The sequence below is a fragment of the Paraeggerthella hominis genome (assembly GCF_021044775.1).
GTDB lineage: Bacteria > Actinomycetota > Coriobacteriia > Coriobacteriales > Eggerthellaceae > Paraeggerthella > Paraeggerthella hominis.
Genome location: NZ_JAJNOQ010000006.1, coordinates 97751 through 117397 on the forward strand (window position 1 = coordinate 97751; position 19647 = coordinate 117397).

The following is a 19647-nucleotide window of genomic DNA, read 5'->3' on the forward strand; positions in this document are numbered from 1 at the left end:
TGCCGTCTCCCGGTTTCCGACGTGCTATGATTGCTCTTGATGTAAATCGTCATCATCCTACGAGGAGGCATTCATGAGCGTCATCATCGATGTGTTCGGTCGCGAGATTCTCGACTCGCGCGGCAATCCGACCGTGGAAGTTGAGGTCGTGCTGGAGGACGGTTCGTTCGGCCGCGCGGCTGTGCCGTCGGGTGCTTCGACTGGCGCGTTCGAGGCTGTTGAGCTGCGAGATTGCGATAAGGGTCGCTATTTGGGCAAGGGGACGCTCGATGCGGTTGCTCATGTGAACGGCGAAATCGCCGACGCCCTGATTGGCGTGGAAGCCGACGACCAGCGCTTCGTCGACGACATTATGCTGGAAATCGACGGCACCGACAACAAGGGCGCGCTGGGCGCGAACGCCATCCTGGGCGCGTCCCTGGCCGTGGCGAAGGCTGCTGCAGAGTCCGCCGAACTTCCTCTGTACAAGTACGTCGGCGGTGTGAACGCGCATCTGCTTCCCACGCCCATGATGAACATTCTGAACGGCGGCGCGCATGCCGACAACAACGTGGACTTCCAGGAGTTCATGATCATGCCGGTCGGCGCCGACTCGTTTGCCGAAGCGCTGCGCTGGTGCGCTGAGATCTACCACACGCTGAAGAAGGTTCTGCACGATGCCGGCCTTGGCGGCGGCGTGGGCGATGAAGGCGGTTTCGCTCCGAACTTCAAGACGAACGAAGAGCCGCTCGAGTACGTGATGAAGGCATGCGAGGCTGCTGGCTACAAGCCCGGTTCCGACATCATGTTCGCTATGGACCCGGCTTCGACCGAGTTTTACGATGCCGAGAAGCAGAAGTACGTGCTGGCCGGCGAAGGCCGCGAGCTGACGAGCGCCGAAATGGTCGACTACTGGGAGGCTTTGGTCAACAAGTACCCCATCATCTCCATCGAAGACGGCATGGCCGAAGAGGACTGGGACGGCTGGAAGCAGCTGACCGAGCGCATCGGCGATCGCGTGCAGCTGGTGGGCGACGACCTGTTCGTCACGAATTCCAAGCGTCTTGCCAAGGGCATCGAGATGGGCTGCGCGAACGCCATTCTTATCAAGGTGAACCAGATTGGCAGCTTGACCGAGACGCTTGAGGCCATCGAAATGGCGAAGCAGGCCGGCTATGCGTGCGTCATGAGCCACCGCTCGGGCGAGACCGAGGACACCACCATCGCCGACCTGTCCGTGGCCTGCAACACCGGCCAGATCAAGACGGGCGCGCCGTGCCGCAGCGACCGCGTGGCGAAGTACAACCAGCTGCTTCGCATCGAGGAAGAGCTTGACGCTCAGTCGACGTATGCCGGTATGGCTGCGTTCTACAACATCAAGCGCTAGAGTTATCTGCAAAATCGAGAGGCGTGCGAAATTCATGCCTTTCGGCGGAAGAAGCCGCCAGCCTCCTTGGGGGGCTGGCGGCTTCGTTCTTGTGGTACGACTGTCTTTTTAGGCGGTTTTCATTGCCTCGATTGCTTGGATGAGTCGTTTCGAGTCGGTTACGTTGCCGAACACGCCTCCCTGCATCTTGATGGATTTAATGGCGGCTTCATGGTTGCCCGGGTCGGTGGCCCCTGTGCCGTCTTTCATGAGAATGCACCAGTATCCGTAATCGTTGGCTTCGCGCATGATGGTATGTACGCATACGTCGGTGGTGATTCCGCAGATGACGATATGCGTGATACCGAGATTTTTCAGTACCATATGGATGGTGCTTGAGCCGAACGCCCCTTTTCCTGCTTTATCCACTATGAATTCTCCTGGTATGGGCTTCACGCGTTCGTGCAGATTCCAATTCTCCTGACCGCGTACGAGTAGGCGTCCCATGCCCTGCTCTGGTTTATCGCCGATTCCTACGCCGTTGCCGATGATTTTGCTGCGTAGGATTTTATTGAACGGCGCATCGGATAGGTCGGGCAAGTGGCCTTCTCTTGTGTGGATAACGTTCATGTCGGTTGTGCGAACGGCGGCCAAGGCACGCTCGATAGGGCCTAGCGCTGATGCCGTCTGCTGAAGGTCGTAGCCCATTACGTCGACATAACCGTTCTTGCCGCAGAAATCGATTTGCATGTCAACGCAGATGAACGCCGTTCGCGCTGAGTCCATCTCGACATAGGCGGTGTCCCCGAAGTTCGGGCAGTCCTCCACGGGCAAGGTCACAAGGGTCCCGATCGGGTTGCCGTAGAGCCACGAGGGATAGTGAAACGTTCGGGTTTCGAGGAAGTCCTCGTAAGCTTCGTCCACCCGTTTCAGCATGGTGCCCCTGGCTTCGTCGTGGATTTTTGGCGCGTCGATCATATCTGTCTCCTTTTATGTTGTCGGACGACTACTTTGTTTCGTCGGTCGAGTTGGTGATACGGGGTGGGTTTTCGGCGTACGCCGTGCTGGTCGTATCGGCTGCGTAGCGACACTGCGGCTTTCTCATAACGAGTTGTTCCATGATTACCGTCAGGATGATCACCATGATTACGGGGTTCTTGAGCAGGGTGGAAACAAGGCGCGGGGTTTCGGAGAAGAAGGAATCGGGCAGAAACGATGTGCCGAGCGCAAGGAAGACCGAGAATCCGACGATGAATATTTCGCGCGTATTGAACGCGCCCGCTTGAACCATGGTGCGTGCACCAATCCCGATGAGCGTGCAAGCCACCCCTATGAGCACGGCTCCGGCTACAGATTCGGGCATGGCGGCCATCACTCCTCCGATGGTGCCGAAAAAACTCATGACAATGCATGCGATGCTTGCACATATCAAGAAGAACCTGGAGGCTACGCGGGTTAGCAGCACGAATCCTAAGTTCTCTCCGTATGGTGCGGTCGGCGGGGCTCCCAAGGTGCCTGTTAGGCAATGCTCGATCAAGCCGAATATCGTGAACGTGCGTCGGTGTTCTCGTTCGGTTTGTTTTGCGTCGACGATTTCCGAATACCCTTCAACGTTGCCGTACGCGTTCGCCGATGCGAATATCGTCACTACGGTCATGGTGACGATGAGATCGATCGGCGGAAGCGATATGCCGTAAGGGAACAGTTGGGGAATGGTGAAAACCGGCATGGAAGCTACGAGACCCCAGTCAAATTTACCCAAGGCTATAAACGCAAGGTAGCCTATAACGATGGTTATGAGCACGGGGACGGTGGCAATCAGGCCGCGTCCTTTGATGGACAGCCATCCGCAGAACAACGCCAGCCCGATGCCCAGAGCGAAGGGCATCGAAAACCCGTCCGATGCCACCAAGCTGACGCCGGTGGTGCTGGTGGAGAGGCCCACCATGAGTATCATGGCTCCTGAAACAAGCGGGGTCCATACGCTGCCGATCTTATCCATGATGCCAAGCGCACTCAAAATGGCTACGATGATGCCCGCTATGATGAAGGCGTTGAAAGACTCCAGGGCGTAATCTGCCCCTCCGACGGAACAGGCGGCCACAATGGCCAGCGAGGGGATGATGTTGGGACCCGAAATCATGGCAAGTCGATGCCCAAAGAGGGCTTGCAGCAAGGTTGATGCACCGATGACGAACACTACCCGCGTCATGTATAGGCAGAGATCCTGCCCTTCGAACCCAAGGCCTTTCCCAACGATGGAGTACCCCCAGACCACGGGATAGAACATGATCATAATCCATTGAGCCGAATACAGTATGGCGTCGCGCTTTGTCCGAGGCGTATCGTCCGGGCCATATACGAGCTTGTTGGCAGAGTTGGAGGACATGGGGCATTCCCTCCTTTCGACCATGCGTCCGAGCATGGCGAGCGGCTGAACAATGCTGGCGAGGAGGATGCGCGTCCTTGTGTAGACAATCTTACAGAATTGATGCATCGGGGTCTTTGTCAGTTGTTGCCAAAGACCCCGATGGTAATTTGGCAGCAGAAAATCATGTCTTTCCACTAGGATAAATAGTGCGCTTCCGTGTGCGATGGCAAAGGGGGCTTCATGCACAAAACAGTCAGGGATATGTTTGGTCTTGAAAGTTTCGAGGGCGCTAAGGTTGTCGCAGGGGAAAGCGGCTTGTCGAACACCGTTGTAGGGGCATCCCTTATGGAGGTTCCCGACGTGTTCCCTTATTTGGAACGGGATACGCTTCTGCTGACCACGCTGTTTCCCATTGCCGACGATGCCGAGCGCATGGATGACTTCATAGCCCGGGTATACGAGTGCGGCGTGGCCGGCGTGTGTATAAAGCCCTTGCGCTATATTGGGAAAATACCGGAACGTATGCTCCAGCAGGCTGATGAGCTGGGAGTCCCCGTGCTCGAACTGCCGCCTGACGCCAATCTTTCAAACATGGCCAACCAGATACTCTCCCTATCGTTGAACGAATACATCGCGCAGCTTCAATTCCGCAGCCATGTGCACAATGTGCTGGCTGAGCTTTTACTGAACGATTCGGATGTGCAGGCGCTCGTAGAGTGCTTGGGCGTGCTTGTGGAAAGGGATGTTTGCGTGCTGGACAAGGACATGAAGATCATGTGCGCCGCGTCGGCTGCCGGCCAGCTTTTCGAAGAGGGCGCGCTTGCCGATCGGGTTGATCCTCGGAGTATGCTGGAGCGCAGACGCAAATTATTGATCGACCACAGCTTGTATCCTATTGTCGCCGGCAAGCATCGATTCGGGTATGTTTACGTTTTAGACTATCCAGCCGATTCGAATGACCGCATCAGCATCGATATAGCTGTGGAGCAGTCTGCTATTTTGCTTGCAGCGCTGTTTCTTAAAACGGATGCGGTGTTTAAGAATCAGAAGAACTTTCGCGATGTGTTCATTCGAGACCTGTTGCAGGGCAAAGTGAAGTCACCTATCGAGATCGAGAATAAGACGAAGGCGTTCGGCATGTCCCTTGTGTTCCCGCAGCCGGTCATTTGCTTGAAGGCATTCACGGAGGATGAAATTGCCCGCAAGGAGTTCTATGACAGGGCGATCAACACCGGTCTTTTCGATGAATGGTACGCTAAGCTGGGGGATCGTTTGATCCAGCGGGTGTACCTGGTGTATTTCAATGACGCCATCGTGGTGCTGGGAGGCGTTGCCGACGAGGATCGATTAGTGGCTTTGTTCCGGAGCATCATGCCCGATCTTATTGCGTTGGCTCGTGCCAAAAGCGTGAAGATAGGAGTGGGAATATCAGACTCATGCGACCATATTCAGGCGCTCGATATGGCGTACGCGCAGGCTATGAGCGTGCTTAAAACGGGAGGGGCTCTGAACAAGCAGTCATTCGTCGACACGTACTCCAAGCATCGGGTGTTCTCTATTATCGAAAACGTAAGCAACGTTGACACGCTGAAGCAGTTTGTTCGCGACAAGATAGGGGTGCTTATTGATTACGATCATAAAAACGGCACCGATCTCATGGAGACGCTCGGACTTCTGATAGAAGGGGACCTGAACTACAAACGCGTGGCAGAGCGATCGTTCATTCATTACAACACCGTACGGTATCGCGTGAGCAAGATCGAGCAGTTGGGGGTTGGGTTGAAGCCTGGCCGCGATTTTGCGGAAGTGGTGGTCGCTCACGATTGTTGGGTGTGGCTTCGTGCGCTTGAGGATATGGAGTAGTTCCGTATAGCCGGTCCTTTCATAGGTGTTGGTTCGAATTGACAATGATCATCGCGATCCTTTGGTGACGAACGACAATGACAGGTAAAAATCGCGTCCATACAATGGGTGCATAGGGATAAGCCCATTGGCCAATGGTTCTGCCCAGTCACTTCAACCAGGAGGATGCTGTATGAAAAAGATCGATGTTCACAAGATCGAAATGTCCAGTCCTGATGACACACGTGGCTTGAAGAGCCTTATAGACGAAGGCGTCGTGGATCCGAAAACGATTATTGCCGTGCTCGGTAAAACCGAAGGCAACGGTTGCGTGAACGACTTCACGCGAGGTCTTTCGACCATCGCGTTCAAATTGCTCATTGCTAAGGAAACCGGCTGGTCTGAAGAGGATATTGCGAAGAAGGTCGCTTTCGTGATGTCCGGTGGCACTGAAGGCGTGTTAGCTCCTCATGCTTCCGTATTCTGCCGTATCGAGGCGGAGGGCGAGCCTACGTCTGCAAAGACGCTGGCCGCAAGCTCTGGCTTCACTCGAGAGTTTCTACCTGAAGAGCAGGGAACCATGGCGGTGGTGGAGGAATGCAAGCGCGTGACGCTGGAGCTTATGGAGCAGGCTGGCATCACGTCTGCAGAAGACGTGCATTTTGTGCAGATAAAATGTCCGTTGCTTACGTCTGAGCGGATTCTTGATGCGCAGGAACGTGGTCATGATGTTGTAGTTCATGACACATACGAATCTATGGGATACAACCGCGGAGCTTCTGCATTGGGCGTCGCGCTTGCGCTTGGGGAGGCTGCCGAGGGGTCCGTCACCGGCGATGCCATTTGCAGCGATTGGTCGCTGTACTCGAAAGTGGCATCGACGTCGGCTGGTGTTGAACTGCTGAATTGCGAAATCATCTTGATGGGCAATTCTGTCGAATACGATAGCGCCTATACCATTGGGCACAGCGTCATGAAGGACGCCATTGACCTCGAGGCTGTGTTGGAGGCCATCGAGAATGCCGGCATGGAGCTCGATGGGCTGCCTACGGCGCAGCAGAAGGCAAAGATCGTCAATGCGCTTGCGAAGGCAGAGGCCGACTCGACAGGTTATGTTCGCGGTCGTCGCAATACTATGCATACTGATTCCGATATAAACCATACGCGTCATGCGCGCGGTGCCGTAGGCGGTGTGATAGCTGCTGCTGTAGGGGATCCGATGATCTACGTATCGGGCGGTGCCGAGCATCAGGGTCCGGACGGCGGCGGCCCGATTGCCGTCATCGTTGAACGATAGTCGAATGCCCCATGCCCCGATCAGATGGGCATGGGGCTCCTTCTAAAACCGAAGTCTGCACCTCATAACCATTCCAGAGAGAGGATGGGAAGATGCAATTTGTCTTGAGTCTTGTTCCGCTCGCTGTCATCATCGTGCTTCTGGTCATGAAAAAGCACATGCTGTTCGCGGGCCTTGTCGGGGGCTTCGCCGCTATGATAATCGGCGGGATTTCCTTCGGCGATTTGGGCGGTGCCATGACCAAGGGTTTGGGAACCATGTTCGGCAATGTCGCGCCCATTCTGTACGCTGCGGCAGCGGCTATGGCCGGCAAAGGCGGTTGCTTTAAATCGCTGGTCAATCTCTGCGAAAAACTGCTAAAGGGTAAGTTTGCCGTGCTCGCCGCCGTGTTGGTTGTCGTGCAGGCTTGCGCTACGTACATGGCCGGTTTGTCTGCAGGGAATACCATGGTTATCGCACCTCTGGTGTTTGCCGCCATCGGCGCGGTCCCTGAAGTGGTTGCGGGCATGGCTATTGCGGGCGCCGTGTGCTTCATCACCTCCCCTGCGGGCGCGCAGGGCGTGGTCACGGCTGAGAATATTGGGATTGATGTAGTCGAGTTCGCCAATATCATGACGCCGTTCACTATCGTGTTGGTGTTGCTGGCAGCCGCCCTTGCCTTCTATGGGGTGTACCGTCGCGGCACCATGGTGGCCGATCGCGCGGCTAAGGCATCTGAGGGGGTTGTGGAGGAATCCGTCAGCAATGCGAAGCTGTTCGTGCAATCCATTCCCGTTATCGTGTTGCTGCTTATGGTGGTTCTTGGCGGTTGGGTCAACGGCTTGGTGGGCTCGCATGTTATCGTTCCCGCCGTCACCGTATGCGTCGTCTGCATTCTCATCGTCATGTGCACGCCGCTCGACATCGAGGGAACCTGCAATGCGCTTATCGACGGATCTCAGTTCATTCTGACGACCATGTTCTCGGTAGGCATCTTCTTGGGATTCATCAACCTTATGGAGCAGATTGGCGCATTTTCCAATATTGCTTCTATTGCGAGCGCGGTGCCGACGTTCATTATGCTTCCGGTGGCTATGATCATCGGTTTCTTGATCGCCATACCTTCGGGCGCGTATTGCGCCGGTGTGCTCACGCTGATTCTGCCTACCATGGCGCTTATGGGGTTTTCTCCTATCGCCATGGGCCTTATTGCGTTGGCTACCGGCTTGGGAACCCAAATCAGCCCTGTTCAGATCAATGTCGTTGCGCTTTCGAATGGATTTGACAAGAGCATAATGGATATCGTGAAGAACAACATGAAGTACATGGTTGGCATGCTTGTCCTGCTGATCGCGGTTTCGTTCTTCTTCGCATAAGGGTACGGTTGGGGGCGTTCATGCTCACGCTGCAAGCGCATGCGTGCGACGAGGAGTTTCGAAAGGCCATGGAAAGCCGAACGCCTCTTGAAACGATGCAGGTGTTCGACCATGCGGTGAACTTCCTGCTTGGGTCCAGCGTGTACTCTCTGGTTTCCCATCGCAGCTATGCGGCTCCGTGCACTGCAACAGTGGAAGATGGATTCTCGTTCCGCTCGCATCCGATTGTTGCTGGATGTACGGCGGTATGGGAGCGGGGCGACCTTGTGCTTGCTCCTTCGCTGCGGGTTGGTTTTTCGGCATGCGAGATTTCGGACGTGCGATGTTCGGCTCTTCCTTGGAGCAGCGAAAAGGCGATTGCGGGTCTAAGTGCATTCGATGAGCATCTGGTTTCTTGGGATTTCGATTGCGGCTGTCTTGCAGGGTACCGCATCCGTCGATTCAAGGAGAGCAGGCAGATGGACCCGATGACCGCCTGTGTCGAATGGCGGGCGATGCGCCTGCTGCGCACGGCGATGCAAGGAGACGCCGTTGGTGGGGCCGTTCGAGGATTGGTGGGAGCGGGTATCGGCTTGACTCCTTCGGGCGATGATTATATCGATGGATTCTTGTGCATGCTTGGCAGTATCGATCATCCCGATGCTGCGGCCGTTCGCGCACGTATCGTAAAGGATTTGCTGGAGCCGGGAGTGCTGCAGGCTACGACGGCGGTAAGCCGCCAGATGCTCATATGCGAATGCGCCTTTCGCTCTGCTTTGCCTCACTTGCGCTTGGTGAACGCCTTGCTCCGGGATGCGCAGGATATGCGTCCAGCTCTTTCCGAGCTTCTTGCAATCGGCCATACATCTGGAGCCGATTTTGCCTCCGGAGCCGCAAGCGCGCTCTGGGAGTTTGTATCCAACCATTAAAACTGAGGAAAGGACGCGATAATGCATTGCGTAACAATCGTTCAGAAGAATTCGTACTTCGATTCGGTGACCCTGATGTCCATTGGCAGTGAGATCAAGGGACAAGGCAGGGTGGAACAAGCTGTTGTAGCCATGGCTACCGAGCTGAACAAGGAGATACTCGAGAACGTTGGGCTTGCCACCGAGGAAGTCCGGGCTGCCGGTTCGAATGATTTCATCATTGCCGTGATGGCCGAAACTGAAGAGGAGTGCGAGCAGGCCGTTGCGTCGGTGCGCGAGAAGCTAAACAGAAAAAACGATGCTTCCAAGCAAGAGCAGGTCGAGGAGTATCGAACGGTGCGCCAAGTGGCTGCAAAGGGCATGGGTGACATCGCCGTCATATCGGTCCCGGGTCGGTATGCGGCTCGAGAGGCCATGCTGGCGTTGCGGCAGGGGCTCCATGTCATGATGTTCAGCGACAACGTGCCTGTTGAAGATGAACTTCGCTTGAAAAAGTACGCAGCCGCTCGCGGACTGCTTGTTATGGGTCCCGATTGCGGAACGGCGGCCCTCAATGGTGTGGGCCTATGCTTCTCTAACAGCGTCCGTCGCGGGTCGATCGGTCTTGTTGCTGCGTCGGGCACGGGGTTGCAGGAGGTCATGGTGCAGATCGATCGCATGGGAGGCGGCGTTTCTCAAGCTGTCGGCACTGGTGGGCGCGACTTGAGTGAAGCCGTAGGCGGCATCATGATGCTCGAGGGCATCAAGGCGCTTGATACAGATGGCGATACGAAGGTGATCGTGCTCGTATCGAAGCCTCCCGCGAAAACTGTGATGTTGAAGATCCTTGATCTGCTGGAGACGGTGGATTGTCCGGTGGTTGCATGCTTTCTCGAGGGCGACACGGGTCTTGCCGTCGCACCGCATATCCATTTGTGCGACAACTTGTACGACACAGCCGTCTTGGCGGTGGCGCTGGCCAACGGAAACGTTGCTTCCAGAGAAGATTTTGGTGAACCGGATGCGTGGGCGAATGCGATGGCCTCGCGCGTGGAAGGGCGCTTCCTGCCCGACCAGAAATTCGCTCGAGGTTTCTTTTGCGGCGGCACTTTGTGCGCCGAGTCCGTGTCTATCTTGCGCTCGCGCCTGGGCTCGCTGAAAAGCAACGTATCCCATCGGCCCGGCGAGGAGATGCATGGGTCGGATGGGTGCGTGGGCAACGTGCTGCTGGACATGGGCGATGACGAGTTCACGAACGGGCGGCCTCATCCCATGATCGAGCCTTCGCTGCGCAACGACAAGATCGTCGAGCAAGCGCACGATCCAAGCGTGGGCGTCATTCTTCTGGATTTCGAGCTGGGGTTCGGTTCGCACGAAGATCCGGTGGGCAAAACCATTTCTGCTATTCGCGAGGCACGTGCGGTTGCTGCGGCGCAAGGGCGCGAGCTGCTCTTCATCGGTTACGTATGCGGAACCGCCTCTGACAAGCAGGACCTGGCAGCCCAATGCGCGCTGCTCGAGCAAGAAGGCGTATTGGTCGCTGACAGCAATAAGGCTGCATCGCTCCTGGCCGCCGAAGTACTGTAAACGGAAGGTGACACCATGAACGCAATCAATGATCTGTTCGGCACCGCTCTGAAATTTGTGAACATTGGGGCTCCCAACTTTGCGGAAGACCTCAAGCTGCAGGGGCAATCGGTCATTCAGCTGGCATGGCAGCCTCCTGCTATGGATGCGTCGTTGCTCGAGGTGCTCGATGAGCTGATGGACGACGATGCCGTGCAGGCTGCGAATGAGGAAGCCGTGCGCCGAATCATGTCGTCTCAGACGAGACTGGTGGGTCTTGCGCGCGCGCTCGATGTGATTCCCGGTATGACAAACGATACCATCTTGCATGCCGGCCCACCCATTGCATGGCGGGACATGTGCGGCACTATGCAAGGCGCCATCGTGGGCGCGCTCCTGTACGAAGGCCGGTGTGCAACCGAGGACGAAGCGCGCGGGTTGGCGGCAAGCGGCGTCATAACGTTCTCTCCATGCCATGAGCACAATGCCGTGGGGCCTATGGCAGGCATCATATCCCCTTCGATGCCTGTTCATATCATAGAAAACGAACCATACGGAACGAAGGCTTATTGCACGGTCAACGAAGGATTGGGAAAGGTTCTGCGTTTCGGGGCGTTCGACGCTTCGGTGCTGGATCGTCTTTCTTGGATAGAAAAGGAGTTCGCTCCCGTGATGGACGCTGCCGTCCAAGCGCTCGGCGGCATAGACACCAAGGCAATTATCGCGCAGGCCGTGCAGATGGGCGATGAGTGCCATAATCGAAACAAGGCTGCTACCAGTCTACTGATTAAGGAGCTGGCGCCCGTGTTGATGGATTGCGGCGTGCCTGTTGGCGTGGCTCAACGAGTACTGCGGTTCATCGTGGCGAACGAGCATTACTTTCTCAACCTGTCGATGCCTTCGTGCAAGTGCTCGCTCGATGCGGCGATGGGCATCGAGCATTCCACCGTGGTTACGGCCATGGCTCGCAATGGTGTGGAATTCGGTATCAAGGTAAGCGGTTTGGGGAACGCTTGGTTTACGGCGCCCGCCCAAATGGTAGAGGGCTTGCTGTTTCCTGGTTTTTCAGCCGAGGATGCCAATCCTGATCTAGGGGACAGCGCCATCACCGAAACAATGGGGATTGGCGGATTTGCCATGGGCGCGTCTCCAGCCATCGTTAAATTCGTTGGAGGATCCGTTGGCGACGCGATACGCTACACCGAGAGCATGGGGGACATCACCGTGGCTGAAAATCCTGGCTTCTCGTTACCGTCGCTTGATTTTAAGGGAACGGCGACGGGTATTGATGTGTTGAAGGTGCTGGAGAGTGGCGTGCTCCCGGTTATCAACACGGGCATTGCCCATCGAGTTCCGGGCGTGGGTCAAGTGGGTGCAGGCATCGTGCATCCGCCGATCGAATGTTTTGAGGGGGCTTTGGCTGCGTTTGCGAAGACCCGTATGAACTGAAGTTTGGTTCAGGCGGTGCTGTGCCGCAGCTGCGTACGATCTCGCTGAAGGGAGGCGCCCGGCCAAGACACGGGATGAGGTTCGCGCTTTTTGGCGACGGGCCTTACCTGGCCAGGCGCCTTGTGCTTTTGGTGGCGGGATCTGTCATTTCGGCGTATGGCATCGCGCTTGCCATCGAAGCGGGTTTCGGAAATGTCGCGCTTGTCGTGTTGCGGCAGAGCGTGTCCCGAACGTTCGGCATCGCCATGGGACAGGCTTCTCTTGCAACATCCCTGATCATGATAGGTTTTGCATTCTTGTGCGATAGACGGCCGAGCCGAATGGGCACTCTGGTGCATCAGGTAGTTTGCAACGTGTTCGTAGATGCGTTTTCAAGGGTGCATAGCTACGGTGGATTCGTTCCAATTAATTCTTTTTTTGTCGATGATCGTGAGCATTTTGCTGTTTGCGATAGGGGCGGGAGCGTATGCCGCCACCGATACGAGCAGGGATTCGTGCGAAGCGGCGACGTTTGCGCTGACGGATAAAAACAGATGGTCCATCGGCGTTGACCGGATGATTGAAGACGCCGTTGTGGTTGCAAGGGGCCGTCCTTCGGGGCGGCCTTTGTCGTGCGCGCATGTCGAGTAGGGGTCGGACTGTCGATTGCAATTGCTTAAAGATTGGTCATCGAACCGGAATCGCGCCGCTTTTCTATATCCTCTAAGCGCTATAATATGCGTTAGTGAATAAGCGGTTGCGCCGAGCTTGTGCGCGAGGGGTTGCGCGTGCAAGCTCGACTCGCCTGGTAGGGAGGATGCTCATGCTTGAAATGGTTTCGGTCGAAGAAGCTCGTGATCTGGTTCTTTCCCATGTTGAGACGTTGCCGGCCGAAACGGTGCCTGTTTTGGACGCCGCCGGGCGGGTTGCCGCAGCTAATTTGAAAAGCGACATCGACATTTCCCCGTTCGCGCATTCTGCTATGGACGGCTTCGCGGTTCGGGCCGCCGAACTTGTCGATGCGAGCCCGGAATCTCCGATGGAGCTTGACGTCATCGCCGAAGTGGCGGCGGGCGACACGTTCGACGGTCCCATTCGGGATGGGCAGTGCGTGCGCATCATGACTGGCGCCCCCATCCCCGATGCGGTGGACTCCGTGGTGAAGTACGAGATCGTGAAGGTGGTTACGGGCGATGGCAAGCCAAGCAGCCGGGTTGCTTTCGTCGAGCCGACCAAGCTTCGATCGAACGTGCGCGAAGCGGGCGAGGAGGCTAAAGCCAACGAGGTGGTGGTTGAGCGCGGCGAGGTTATCAACCCTGCTGGCGTAGGCTTTCTTGCGGGATGCGGCGTGGTTGAGGCGCCGGTGCATCAGCGTCCTCGCGTGGCCATCATCTCCATCGGGTCCGAGCTGGTCGATCCTTCGGAGGTCCCCGCAGCGGGCAAGATTCGCAACTCGAACAGCTACGCCTTGGCCGCCTCGGCGCGCGCGGCTGGTGCAAAGCCCGTTGTACTGCCCATCGTCGAAGACACGCAGGAGGCTTTGGCGGCGGCGATCAACGCGGCGGTGCGCGACTTCGATTTCGTGGTGACCAGCGGCGGCGCGTCGAATGGCGACTTCGATTTCATCAAGCCGGTGGTGGAAGAACTAGGCGACCTGTTGATGACCACGGTGAACATGCGCCCGGGAAAAGCGCAGACGTTCGGCGTGGTGAACGGCACGCCCGTGTTCGGCCTGCCGGGGAATCCGGCGGCTGCTTACGTGGGCTTCGAGATGCTCATCCGTCCCGCACTGCGCAAAATGCAGGGCTATACGTGCTTCGAGCGCCCGTCCGTGATGGCCAAGTTGGCGCGCGACGCCAAAAAGCGCGACCCTCGTCGCATCTTCTTGCGTTCCACCCTGTCCAAGAACGAATCGGGGGAGTACGTGGTCGAGCCTGCTCGCAACCAGAGCTCCGGTTTGTTCGGCCCCCTTCAGAAAAGCAACTGCATGGTCGTGCTGCCCGAGGGCCTGGAGGGGCGTACGGAAGGCTCGCTGGTCAGGTGCATTCTGCTGGACGTCAACGAGGAAGTTTGCCTGTAAGGTTCCGCCGTTCTGCCGAACGGCGGAACGGCTCGACGCTGCGAGGGACCGGTGCACACCGAATTCGCGCGATCCCGGAAGCTCGCGTACCCAAGGTACGCTTCGCCTCCGCGATCCCGCGAATTCGGCGCACCCCAGCCCCTCTCGCTGACTGACTACGCCAACCGGTGAGAAAGGTTTACCATGGATCGAAACATCACCTTCGCTATTATCACGTGCTCCGATACGCGCAGCTTGAAGCAAGACACGGCCGGCGCGGCCCTCGAAGCGCTCATCGCCGATAACGGCTGGGAGTGCAAAAGCCACGTCGTGGTGAAGGACGAGCGTGCGGACATTTCGGCCGCCATCGTGCATGCGTGCGACGAGCTTGATGCTGACATCGTTTTGACCTGCGGCGGAAGCGGCCTTTCTTTGCGCGATGTGACGCCGGAGGCCACGATGGACGTGTGCGAGCGCAATGTTCCGGGCATTGCCGAAGCTATGCGCGCGCACAGCTTGGCCATCACGCCGTATGCGATGCTGTCCCGCGCGCTGTGCATGCAGCGGGGCCGTCATTTGGTGATCAATCTGCCTGGCAGCGAAAAGGCAGCTCGCGAGAATTGGGACGGCATCGCGGCCGCTCTTCCGCATGCGGCCAAGATGATGGCGGGCGGCGGGCACTAGACTCGACTGGCTCTGCCTAAGCGGGCGTCGGCGATGCTTCGGTATTGCCGACGCCCGCTGTTTTCTAAAACCCTACCGTCATGTGTAGGTTGTAGAACACGATGCGCGTGACAAGCACGGCGGCCAGCACCAGGGCGCTTGCCGCAATGCGCAAAATGAACGTGAGACGTTCCGCCTGCCCGCGGCGAAGCGAGAAGCCGGCGGCCGCTACGCCCGCAACGCCAAGCACAAGGTGGGTTGCTATAGCCGCCGGATATCGTGGAGCCAGGGAAGTGGCGGCAATTTCGTTGTTCGCTATAAGCGATAGGCTGGCATCGTGCATGATCAGTACCGCAGTACCGGCGATCAAAGCCAGGCAGGCCGCAGCGAACAAGCCGATTTCCAGGCCGAAGGGCCGTGCGTGGGCCATTTCCAGGAACAGCATTCCCAGCACGGGCCCAGCCAGCAGGGCGGAAAGAACCAGGTTCGCCGGCGAGTACGGCGTGTCCCAGGTGGGAACCGTGTGCACGGAATACGCGGTGGACGTTGCCGCGATCAGCACGATGCCCGCGATGCACGAAAGCACGAGCCACGGCTTTGCCACGGCATCGGGAAAGCGCTGCTTGAACGCCGTCATCCAGTACGATCCCACAAGAAACAAAAACGCCACAGCCGAGAGCACTTCGTTCGACAGCGGCGATCTTCCGATGCCGAAAAACACGTGCAGCGCGTTTGCCGGCGTTCCCAGGTGCGTTGCCGAAGCGATGAACCCGATCAACGCCACGGAGAACGGAAGCGCGATCACGCGATCGATGCGCACGGCGGCTTCGTGGTTGCGGACGCCCAGTCGCGCGCAAGCCAGTACGATGAACGCCACGACGCCTGCCGGAGCAAGCGAGGTGAACAAAGCGAGCGAGAACGAATCGAATCCGCTGTTCATGCGATGCTCGCTTCTTGGCGGTTGGCGATGCGTCCGCCGCCGTCCGTCGCGCGCTCGGCGGCGGGCGACGGGAGTATGAACAGGTTGGGGTCGGTCGCATCCTCGGAAGGAAGCGGCATGATGGAGCGTACCGCGGTGGGGTACCGCTCGGCCAGCGTGCCCGCCGCTGCGAAGTCGAGCGCGCGCACGGGGCATGCTTCCACGCAGATGGGGGCCTGCTCGTTCGCGACGCGCGTGCGGCATCCGTCGCACTTGCTCGATCGCTTCAGCTCTTGATCGATGCGGGGGGCATGGTAGGGGCAGGCCATGGTGCAGTAGCCGCATCCGATGCACTTGCGTACGTCCGGCCACACCAAATCCAGATCGTCTTTGTGCATGGCGCCGGTGGGGCATACCTGCGTGCATACCGGGCTGTTGCAGTGGTTGCAGGCGATGGAGATGTGATATGCGTAGGCATCTTGGTAAAGCGTGCTGTCGTTGGTGCGCGTCCAGCCGCCGCCTTCGTAGTCAAGAACCATGCGAAATGCCAGCTCGGAGCCATGGTCGTGGTAGTCCTTGCACGCAAGGACGCAGGTTCTGCATCCCGTGCATCTTGTGTTGTCGAAGAAAAATCCCCGTGGCATGGCATCGCTTCCCGTACGGCCGGCTGGTTGTCGGCTCCCTCTCGTCTGGGCCTATTATAACGGTAAGCCGGCGCGCTGCTTGAGTGCAGCGCGCCGGCCGGGGAGGGGTGCTTGGTTCGTCGGTCTATGCCAGCGTTACTTCCTTTTCGTTGGCGATGGCGCCGGTCTTGTCGCCGGGCTCTTTCGCCGCCGGGCAAGGCAGAATGGCGATAGAGGGGTTCGTCGTGTCGGGCGAGGGCATGGGCGCAATGCCGGCCACGGTGCCCTGGTGCTTCGCGCGCAGCTCTTCAATGTCGCCGAACTCAAGCGCGCGCAGCGGGCATGCCTCCACGCAGATGGGGCTCTTGCCCTCGGCCACGCGGTCGGCGCAGCCGTCGCACTTTACGCCGCGGCCGATCTCCTTGTTGACGATGGGCACGTTGTAAGGGCACGTCTCCACGCAGGCCCCCACGCCGGTGCACTTCTCGTCGTCGATATGCACCAAGCCGTTTTCGGGGTCTTTCACGATGGCGCCCTGCGGGCACTTCGCCATGCAAGCGGGCTTTTCGCAATGCTGGCAGCCCAGCGACACGTGGTATGCGTACGTGTCGGAGGTGAACGTGCCGTCGCCCGCGTCCGTCCAGGAGCCGCCTTCGTAGTCGTATACGCGGCGGTACGCTATGTTGACGGGCAGATCCTTGTAGTCCTTGCACGCCATTTCGCAGGTGCGGCAACCCGTGCAGCGCGTGCTATCGAAGTAAAATCCATACTGAGTCATGTCGTCTTCCCCCCTTTATGCCTTGGTGACTTGAGCGATGATGGAGTGCGCGGGGCCGTTGCCCTTTGCCAGCGGCGTGGGCTTGTACGTGGTCAGCGTATTGACGCATGCGCCTTCGTCCACGCGGTCACCGCTCATGTTGGCCTTGTGCCAAGCGCCCTGCGGAATGCCGATGGTGCCGGGCACGATACGCGGCGTCACCTTGGCTTCGATGCGGATCTCGCCTGCCGGGCTCTTCACGGCCACCTTGTCGCCGTCTTTGATGCCGCGCGGATCGGCGTCCATCGGGTTGATCCACAGCTGTTGACGGGCCACGGCTTCAAGCTCGGGGATGAACCCGAACGAGGAGTGCGTGCGGCTCTTGTGATGGAATCCCGAGCAGTACAGCGGGTACTCGTCGGTGACGGATCCGTATCCCTGGAAGCCAGGCGTGAATACGGGGATGGGGTTGATGACCTCGTCCTCTTTGAGCTCCCACGTAGCGGCGATGGTCGCCAGCTGCTCGGAGTAGATCTCGATCTTTCCGGAAGGCGTGCCCAGCGGGTTTTTCGCCGGATCGTCGCGGAAGTCCTTCAGTCCGATGGACGGCTCGAGCGCGCGCTTGTAAATGCCCTGCGCCTTGATCTCGTCCCACGTGGGCATCTTGCCGTCGGCCTTGGCGCCCTCTTCGTACAGGTGCTGTATCCATTCCTCCTGCGTGCGGCCTTCGGTGTACTCGTCCTTCTTGCCGAATTTGTCGGCGATGTCCGCGCACACGTCGTAGCTGGTGCGGCACTCGCCCGGAGCCTCCTGCGCGGGCCCGCCCACCACGACGGCCGTGTAGTACTCGGAGTAGCCCTGCGTCTGCATGTTCAGCTGCTCGGAGCGCATGGCGTCGGGCAGCAGGATGTCGGCGTACTTGGCGGAGTCGGTCATCACCGTGTCCCACACCAAGATGAACTCGAGCTTGCTCTCGTCCTGCAGCACTTCGTGCGTGTAGTTGATGTCGCCGTGCTGGTTGGTGATGCAGTTGCCGGCGTAGTTCCACAGGAACTTGATGTCGCTGCCCAGCTTGTCGGCGCCGATGATTCCCGCATTGGTGGCGGTCATGTCCTTGCCGTGGTCGACGGCGTTCACCCACTGGTACACGGGGATGGCGGTCTTGATGGGGTTCTTGAACGGCAGGGAGCCGACCAAGTACGTGGGCGGCTCGGCCTCGCGCTGGCCCGTGTTGGTGCCCGGTAGGCCCAGCTGGCCGATCAGGATAGGCAGCATGCTGATGGCGCGGGCCGTGTCCTCGCCGTTGGTGTGGCGCTGCGATCCCCAGCCCTGGCAGATGAACGGAGCCTTGGCGGCGGCGATGGCAGCGGCCAGCTCGCGGATCTTGTCCGCCGAGATCTGCGTGATGGGGGCGGCCCACTCGGGGGTCTTCTCAATCATGTCGTAGCCGGTACCCATGATGTAGTCCTTGTAGGACTTGTTCTGGCCCTTGGCGGACTCGGGCATGGTGTCCTCGTCGTAACCGACGCAGTATTTGTCCAGGAACTCCTTGTTCACCTGGCCGTTGGCAATCCACTCGTGCGCGATGGCGGAGCACAGCGCAGCGTCGGTGCCGGGGCGGATGGGCAGCCACTCGTCCGGATGGCCCGATGCAGACTCGTTCAGGCGGTAGTCGATGTTGATGATCTTGCCGCCGCGGCCGTTGACGGCTTCGCGCACCTTGGCGAAGTCCCACACGGCGTTCGCGCCGCCCATGCGGGTTTCGGCGGGGCTGTTTCCGAACATGACCACCAGGTCGGATGCGCGCTCGGCCTCGGAGAACGAGGAGGCGTTCACGTTGTCGTACGGGCTGTAAACGCTGCCCTTCTCCTTGTCGCTGCCGAACATGTACGGCATGACGGCCGACATCATGTGCGTGGAGTAATCGTAGCCCTGGTTGATGAAGCCGCCTAGCAGACTGAGCAGGCGCTTGCTGGGGTTGCGCCCGGTGGTCGAGTACATGCCGGTGGCGTAGTTCACGTAGATGGCTTCGTTGCCGTACGTGTCGATGACGCGCTTGAGCTCGCTTGCAATGGTGTCGATGGCCTCGTCCCAGGAAATCTGCTCGAACTTGCCTTCCCCGCGCTTGCCAACGCGCTTCATGGGATACAGCAGGCGGTCAGGGCTGTTGATCCAGCGGCGCATGGAGCGGCCGCGCAGGCAAGCGCGCGCTTGCAGGTCGGCGTCGCCCGTGTTGTCGGATTCCATGTAGACGATCTTGCCGTCGCGGGAATGCCACTGGAAGACGCAGTTGCCGCCGCAGTTCACGTTGCACTGGCTCCAAGCGATCTGGTCGCTTGTCGCGGCGGCGCCGTCTTTCGCGGTTTCCTCGGCCTTGGGTGCGCAGCCGTAGAGCGCGGACCCGGCAGCTCCTGCGAGCGCGACGCCCGCGAGCGACCCTTTGACGAACGTGCGGCGCGATAGCGTCGATTCGTGTACGGTCATAGTTCCCTCCTCTGACTATGGTTGTTCCTCTCGCCGTGGTCAAAAGTACCG

At 58.6% G+C, this 19647-nt stretch carries 16 protein-coding genes; 10 read left to right on the plus strand and 6 right to left on the minus strand.

From position 1 onward, the window contains the following. Positions 1 to 73 precede the first annotated feature (73 nt). Positions 74 to 1366 carry a phosphopyruvate hydratase gene (gene eno / locus LQE90_RS08050; protein ID WP_216529371.1) on the plus strand — a complete coding sequence of 431 codons (1293 nt, stop codon included), beginning with the start codon at positions 74 to 76 and terminating at the stop codon, positions 1364 to 1366. 108 nt (positions 1367 to 1474) lie between these two features. On the opposite strand, the gene LQE90_RS08055 is transcribed toward eno, so the two are convergent. Together LQE90_RS08055 and LQE90_RS08060 are read right to left on the minus strand one after the other, a co-directional pair. After that, positions 1475 to 2323, minus strand: a complete 849-nt coding sequence (locus tag LQE90_RS08055; RefSeq protein ID WP_216529372.1) for a cysteine hydrolase family protein — start codon at positions 2321 to 2323, stop codon at positions 1475 to 1477. A 28-nt stretch (positions 2324 to 2351) separates the two neighbouring features. Further along, positions 2352 to 3734, minus strand: coding sequence for a uracil-xanthine permease family protein (locus tag LQE90_RS08060; RefSeq protein ID WP_216529373.1), 1383 nt, complete (start codon positions 3732 to 3734; stop codon positions 2352 to 2354). A 222-nt stretch (positions 3735 to 3956) separates the two neighbouring features. Here LQE90_RS08060 and LQE90_RS08065 point away from each other — a divergent pair, with 222 nt between their 5' ends. The 9 genes from LQE90_RS08065 to LQE90_RS08100 all read left to right on the plus strand — a co-directional run bounded on the left by LQE90_RS08065 (position 3957) and on the right by LQE90_RS08100 (position 14834). Further along, complete coding sequence (locus LQE90_RS08065) at positions 3957 to 5579, plus strand: PucR family transcriptional regulator (RefSeq protein WP_216529374.1); 1623 nt, start codon at positions 3957 to 3959, stop codon at positions 5577 to 5579. Between the two features lie 172 nt (positions 5580 to 5751). Continuing rightward, on the plus strand, positions 5752 to 6855 hold the full coding sequence (gene atzD, locus LQE90_RS08070; RefSeq protein WP_216529375.1) for a cyanuric acid amidohydrolase: 1104 nt from the start codon (positions 5752 to 5754) through the stop codon (positions 6853 to 6855). Between the two features lie 92 nt (positions 6856 to 6947). Then, positions 6948 to 8210 (plus strand): hypothetical protein, encoded by a 1263-nt coding sequence (locus LQE90_RS08075; protein ID WP_216529376.1) that lies wholly within the window; start codon positions 6948 to 6950, stop codon positions 8208 to 8210. Between the two features lie 20 nt (positions 8211 to 8230). After that, the gene (locus LQE90_RS08080; RefSeq protein WP_216529377.1) at positions 8231 to 9118 is read left to right on the plus strand and encodes an oxamate carbamoyltransferase subunit AllH family protein; all 888 of its coding nucleotides are present in this window, start codon (positions 8231 to 8233) and stop codon (positions 9116 to 9118) included. Positions 9119 to 9139: 21 nt separating this feature from the next. Continuing rightward, positions 9140 to 10684 carry an acyl-CoA synthetase FdrA gene (gene fdrA / locus LQE90_RS08085; protein ID WP_216529378.1) on the plus strand — a complete coding sequence of 515 codons (1545 nt, stop codon included), beginning with the start codon at positions 9140 to 9142 and terminating at the stop codon, positions 10682 to 10684. A gap of 15 nt (positions 10685 to 10699) precedes the next feature. Then, complete coding sequence (locus LQE90_RS08090) at positions 10700 to 12112, plus strand: YlbE family protein (protein WP_216529379.1); 1413 nt, start codon at positions 10700 to 10702, stop codon at positions 12110 to 12112. Between the two features lie 74 nt (positions 12113 to 12186). Beyond that, entirely contained in the window at positions 12187 to 12639 is a 453-nt protein-coding gene (locus LQE90_RS12575) for a DUF6198 family protein (protein WP_500797189.1), read from the plus strand. A gap of 275 nt (positions 12640 to 12914) precedes the next feature. Further along, the gene (locus tag LQE90_RS08095; RefSeq protein ID WP_216529380.1) at positions 12915 to 14171 is read left to right on the plus strand and encodes a molybdopterin molybdotransferase MoeA; all 1257 of its coding nucleotides are present in this window, start codon (positions 12915 to 12917) and stop codon (positions 14169 to 14171) included. 183 nt (positions 14172 to 14354) lie between these two features. Further along, entirely contained in the window at positions 14355 to 14834 is a 480-nt protein-coding gene (locus LQE90_RS08100; protein ID WP_114567392.1) for a MogA/MoaB family molybdenum cofactor biosynthesis protein, read from the plus strand. Positions 14835 to 14898: 64 nt separating this feature from the next. Here the strand turns inward: LQE90_RS08100 and LQE90_RS08105 are convergent, their stop codons facing one another. The 4 genes from LQE90_RS08105 to LQE90_RS08120 all read right to left on the minus strand — a co-directional run bounded on the left by LQE90_RS08105 (position 14899) and on the right by LQE90_RS08120 (position 19596). Then, a complete protein-coding gene (locus LQE90_RS08105; protein ID WP_216529381.1) occupies positions 14899 to 15753 on the minus strand; it encodes a dimethyl sulfoxide reductase anchor subunit family protein in 855 nt (284 codons plus the stop codon). Further along, on the minus strand, positions 15750 to 16376 hold the full coding sequence (locus LQE90_RS08110) for a 4Fe-4S dicluster domain-containing protein (protein WP_216529382.1): 627 nt from the start codon (positions 16374 to 16376) through the stop codon (positions 15750 to 15752). Before LQE90_RS08110 ends, LQE90_RS08105 begins: the two co-directional genes overlap by 4 nt. A 124-nt stretch (positions 16377 to 16500) precedes the next feature. Then, entirely contained in the window at positions 16501 to 17133 is a 633-nt protein-coding gene (locus tag LQE90_RS08115; RefSeq protein WP_114567389.1) for a DMSO/selenate family reductase complex B subunit, read from the minus strand. Positions 17134 to 17148: 15 nt separating this feature from the next. Continuing rightward, positions 17149 to 19596: a DMSO/selenate family reductase complex A subunit gene (locus LQE90_RS08120; protein WP_216529383.1), complete on the minus strand. Its 2448-nt coding sequence runs from the start codon at positions 19594 to 19596 to the stop codon at positions 17149 to 17151. Between the last annotated feature and the right edge of the window lie 51 nt (positions 19597 to 19647).

Bases quoted from the DNA above. Each gene is read 5' to 3' on its own strand.
- eno (WP_216529371.1), top strand. From the start codon at position 74: ATGAGCGTCATCATCGATGTGTTCGGTCGCGAGATTCTCGACTCGCGC.
- LQE90_RS08055 (WP_216529372.1), bottom strand. From the start codon at position 2,323: ATGATCGACGCGCCAAAAATCCACGACGAAGCCAGGGGCACCATGCTG.
- LQE90_RS08060 (WP_216529373.1), bottom strand. From the start codon at position 3,734: ATGTCCTCCAACTCTGCCAACAAGCTCGTATATGGCCCGGACGATACG.
- LQE90_RS08065 (WP_216529374.1), top strand. From the start codon at position 3,957: ATGCACAAAACAGTCAGGGATATGTTTGGTCTTGAAAGTTTCGAGGGC.
- atzD (WP_216529375.1), top strand. From the start codon at position 5,752: ATGAAAAAGATCGATGTTCACAAGATCGAAATGTCCAGTCCTGATGAC.
- LQE90_RS08075 (WP_216529376.1), top strand. From the start codon at position 6,948: ATGCAATTTGTCTTGAGTCTTGTTCCGCTCGCTGTCATCATCGTGCTT.
- LQE90_RS08080 (WP_216529377.1), top strand. From the start codon at position 8,231: ATGCTCACGCTGCAAGCGCATGCGTGCGACGAGGAGTTTCGAAAGGCC.
- fdrA (WP_216529378.1), top strand. From the start codon at position 9,140: ATGCATTGCGTAACAATCGTTCAGAAGAATTCGTACTTCGATTCGGTG.
- LQE90_RS08090 (WP_216529379.1), top strand. From the start codon at position 10,700: ATGAACGCAATCAATGATCTGTTCGGCACCGCTCTGAAATTTGTGAAC.
- LQE90_RS12575 (WP_500797189.1), top strand. From the start codon at position 12,187: ATGAGGTTCGCGCTTTTTGGCGACGGGCCTTACCTGGCCAGGCGCCTT.
- LQE90_RS08095 (WP_216529380.1), top strand. From the start codon at position 12,915: ATGCTTGAAATGGTTTCGGTCGAAGAAGCTCGTGATCTGGTTCTTTCC.
- LQE90_RS08100 (WP_114567392.1), top strand. From the start codon at position 14,355: ATGGATCGAAACATCACCTTCGCTATTATCACGTGCTCCGATACGCGC.
- LQE90_RS08105 (WP_216529381.1), bottom strand. From the start codon at position 15,753: ATGAACAGCGGATTCGATTCGTTCTCGCTCGCTTTGTTCACCTCGCTT.
- LQE90_RS08110 (WP_216529382.1), bottom strand. From the start codon at position 16,376: ATGCCACGGGGATTTTTCTTCGACAACACAAGATGCACGGGATGCAGA.
- LQE90_RS08115 (WP_114567389.1), bottom strand. From the start codon at position 17,133: ATGACTCAGTATGGATTTTACTTCGATAGCACGCGCTGCACGGGTTGC.
- LQE90_RS08120 (WP_216529383.1), bottom strand. From the start codon at position 19,596: ATGACCGTACACGAATCGACGCTATCGCGCCGCACGTTCGTCAAAGGG.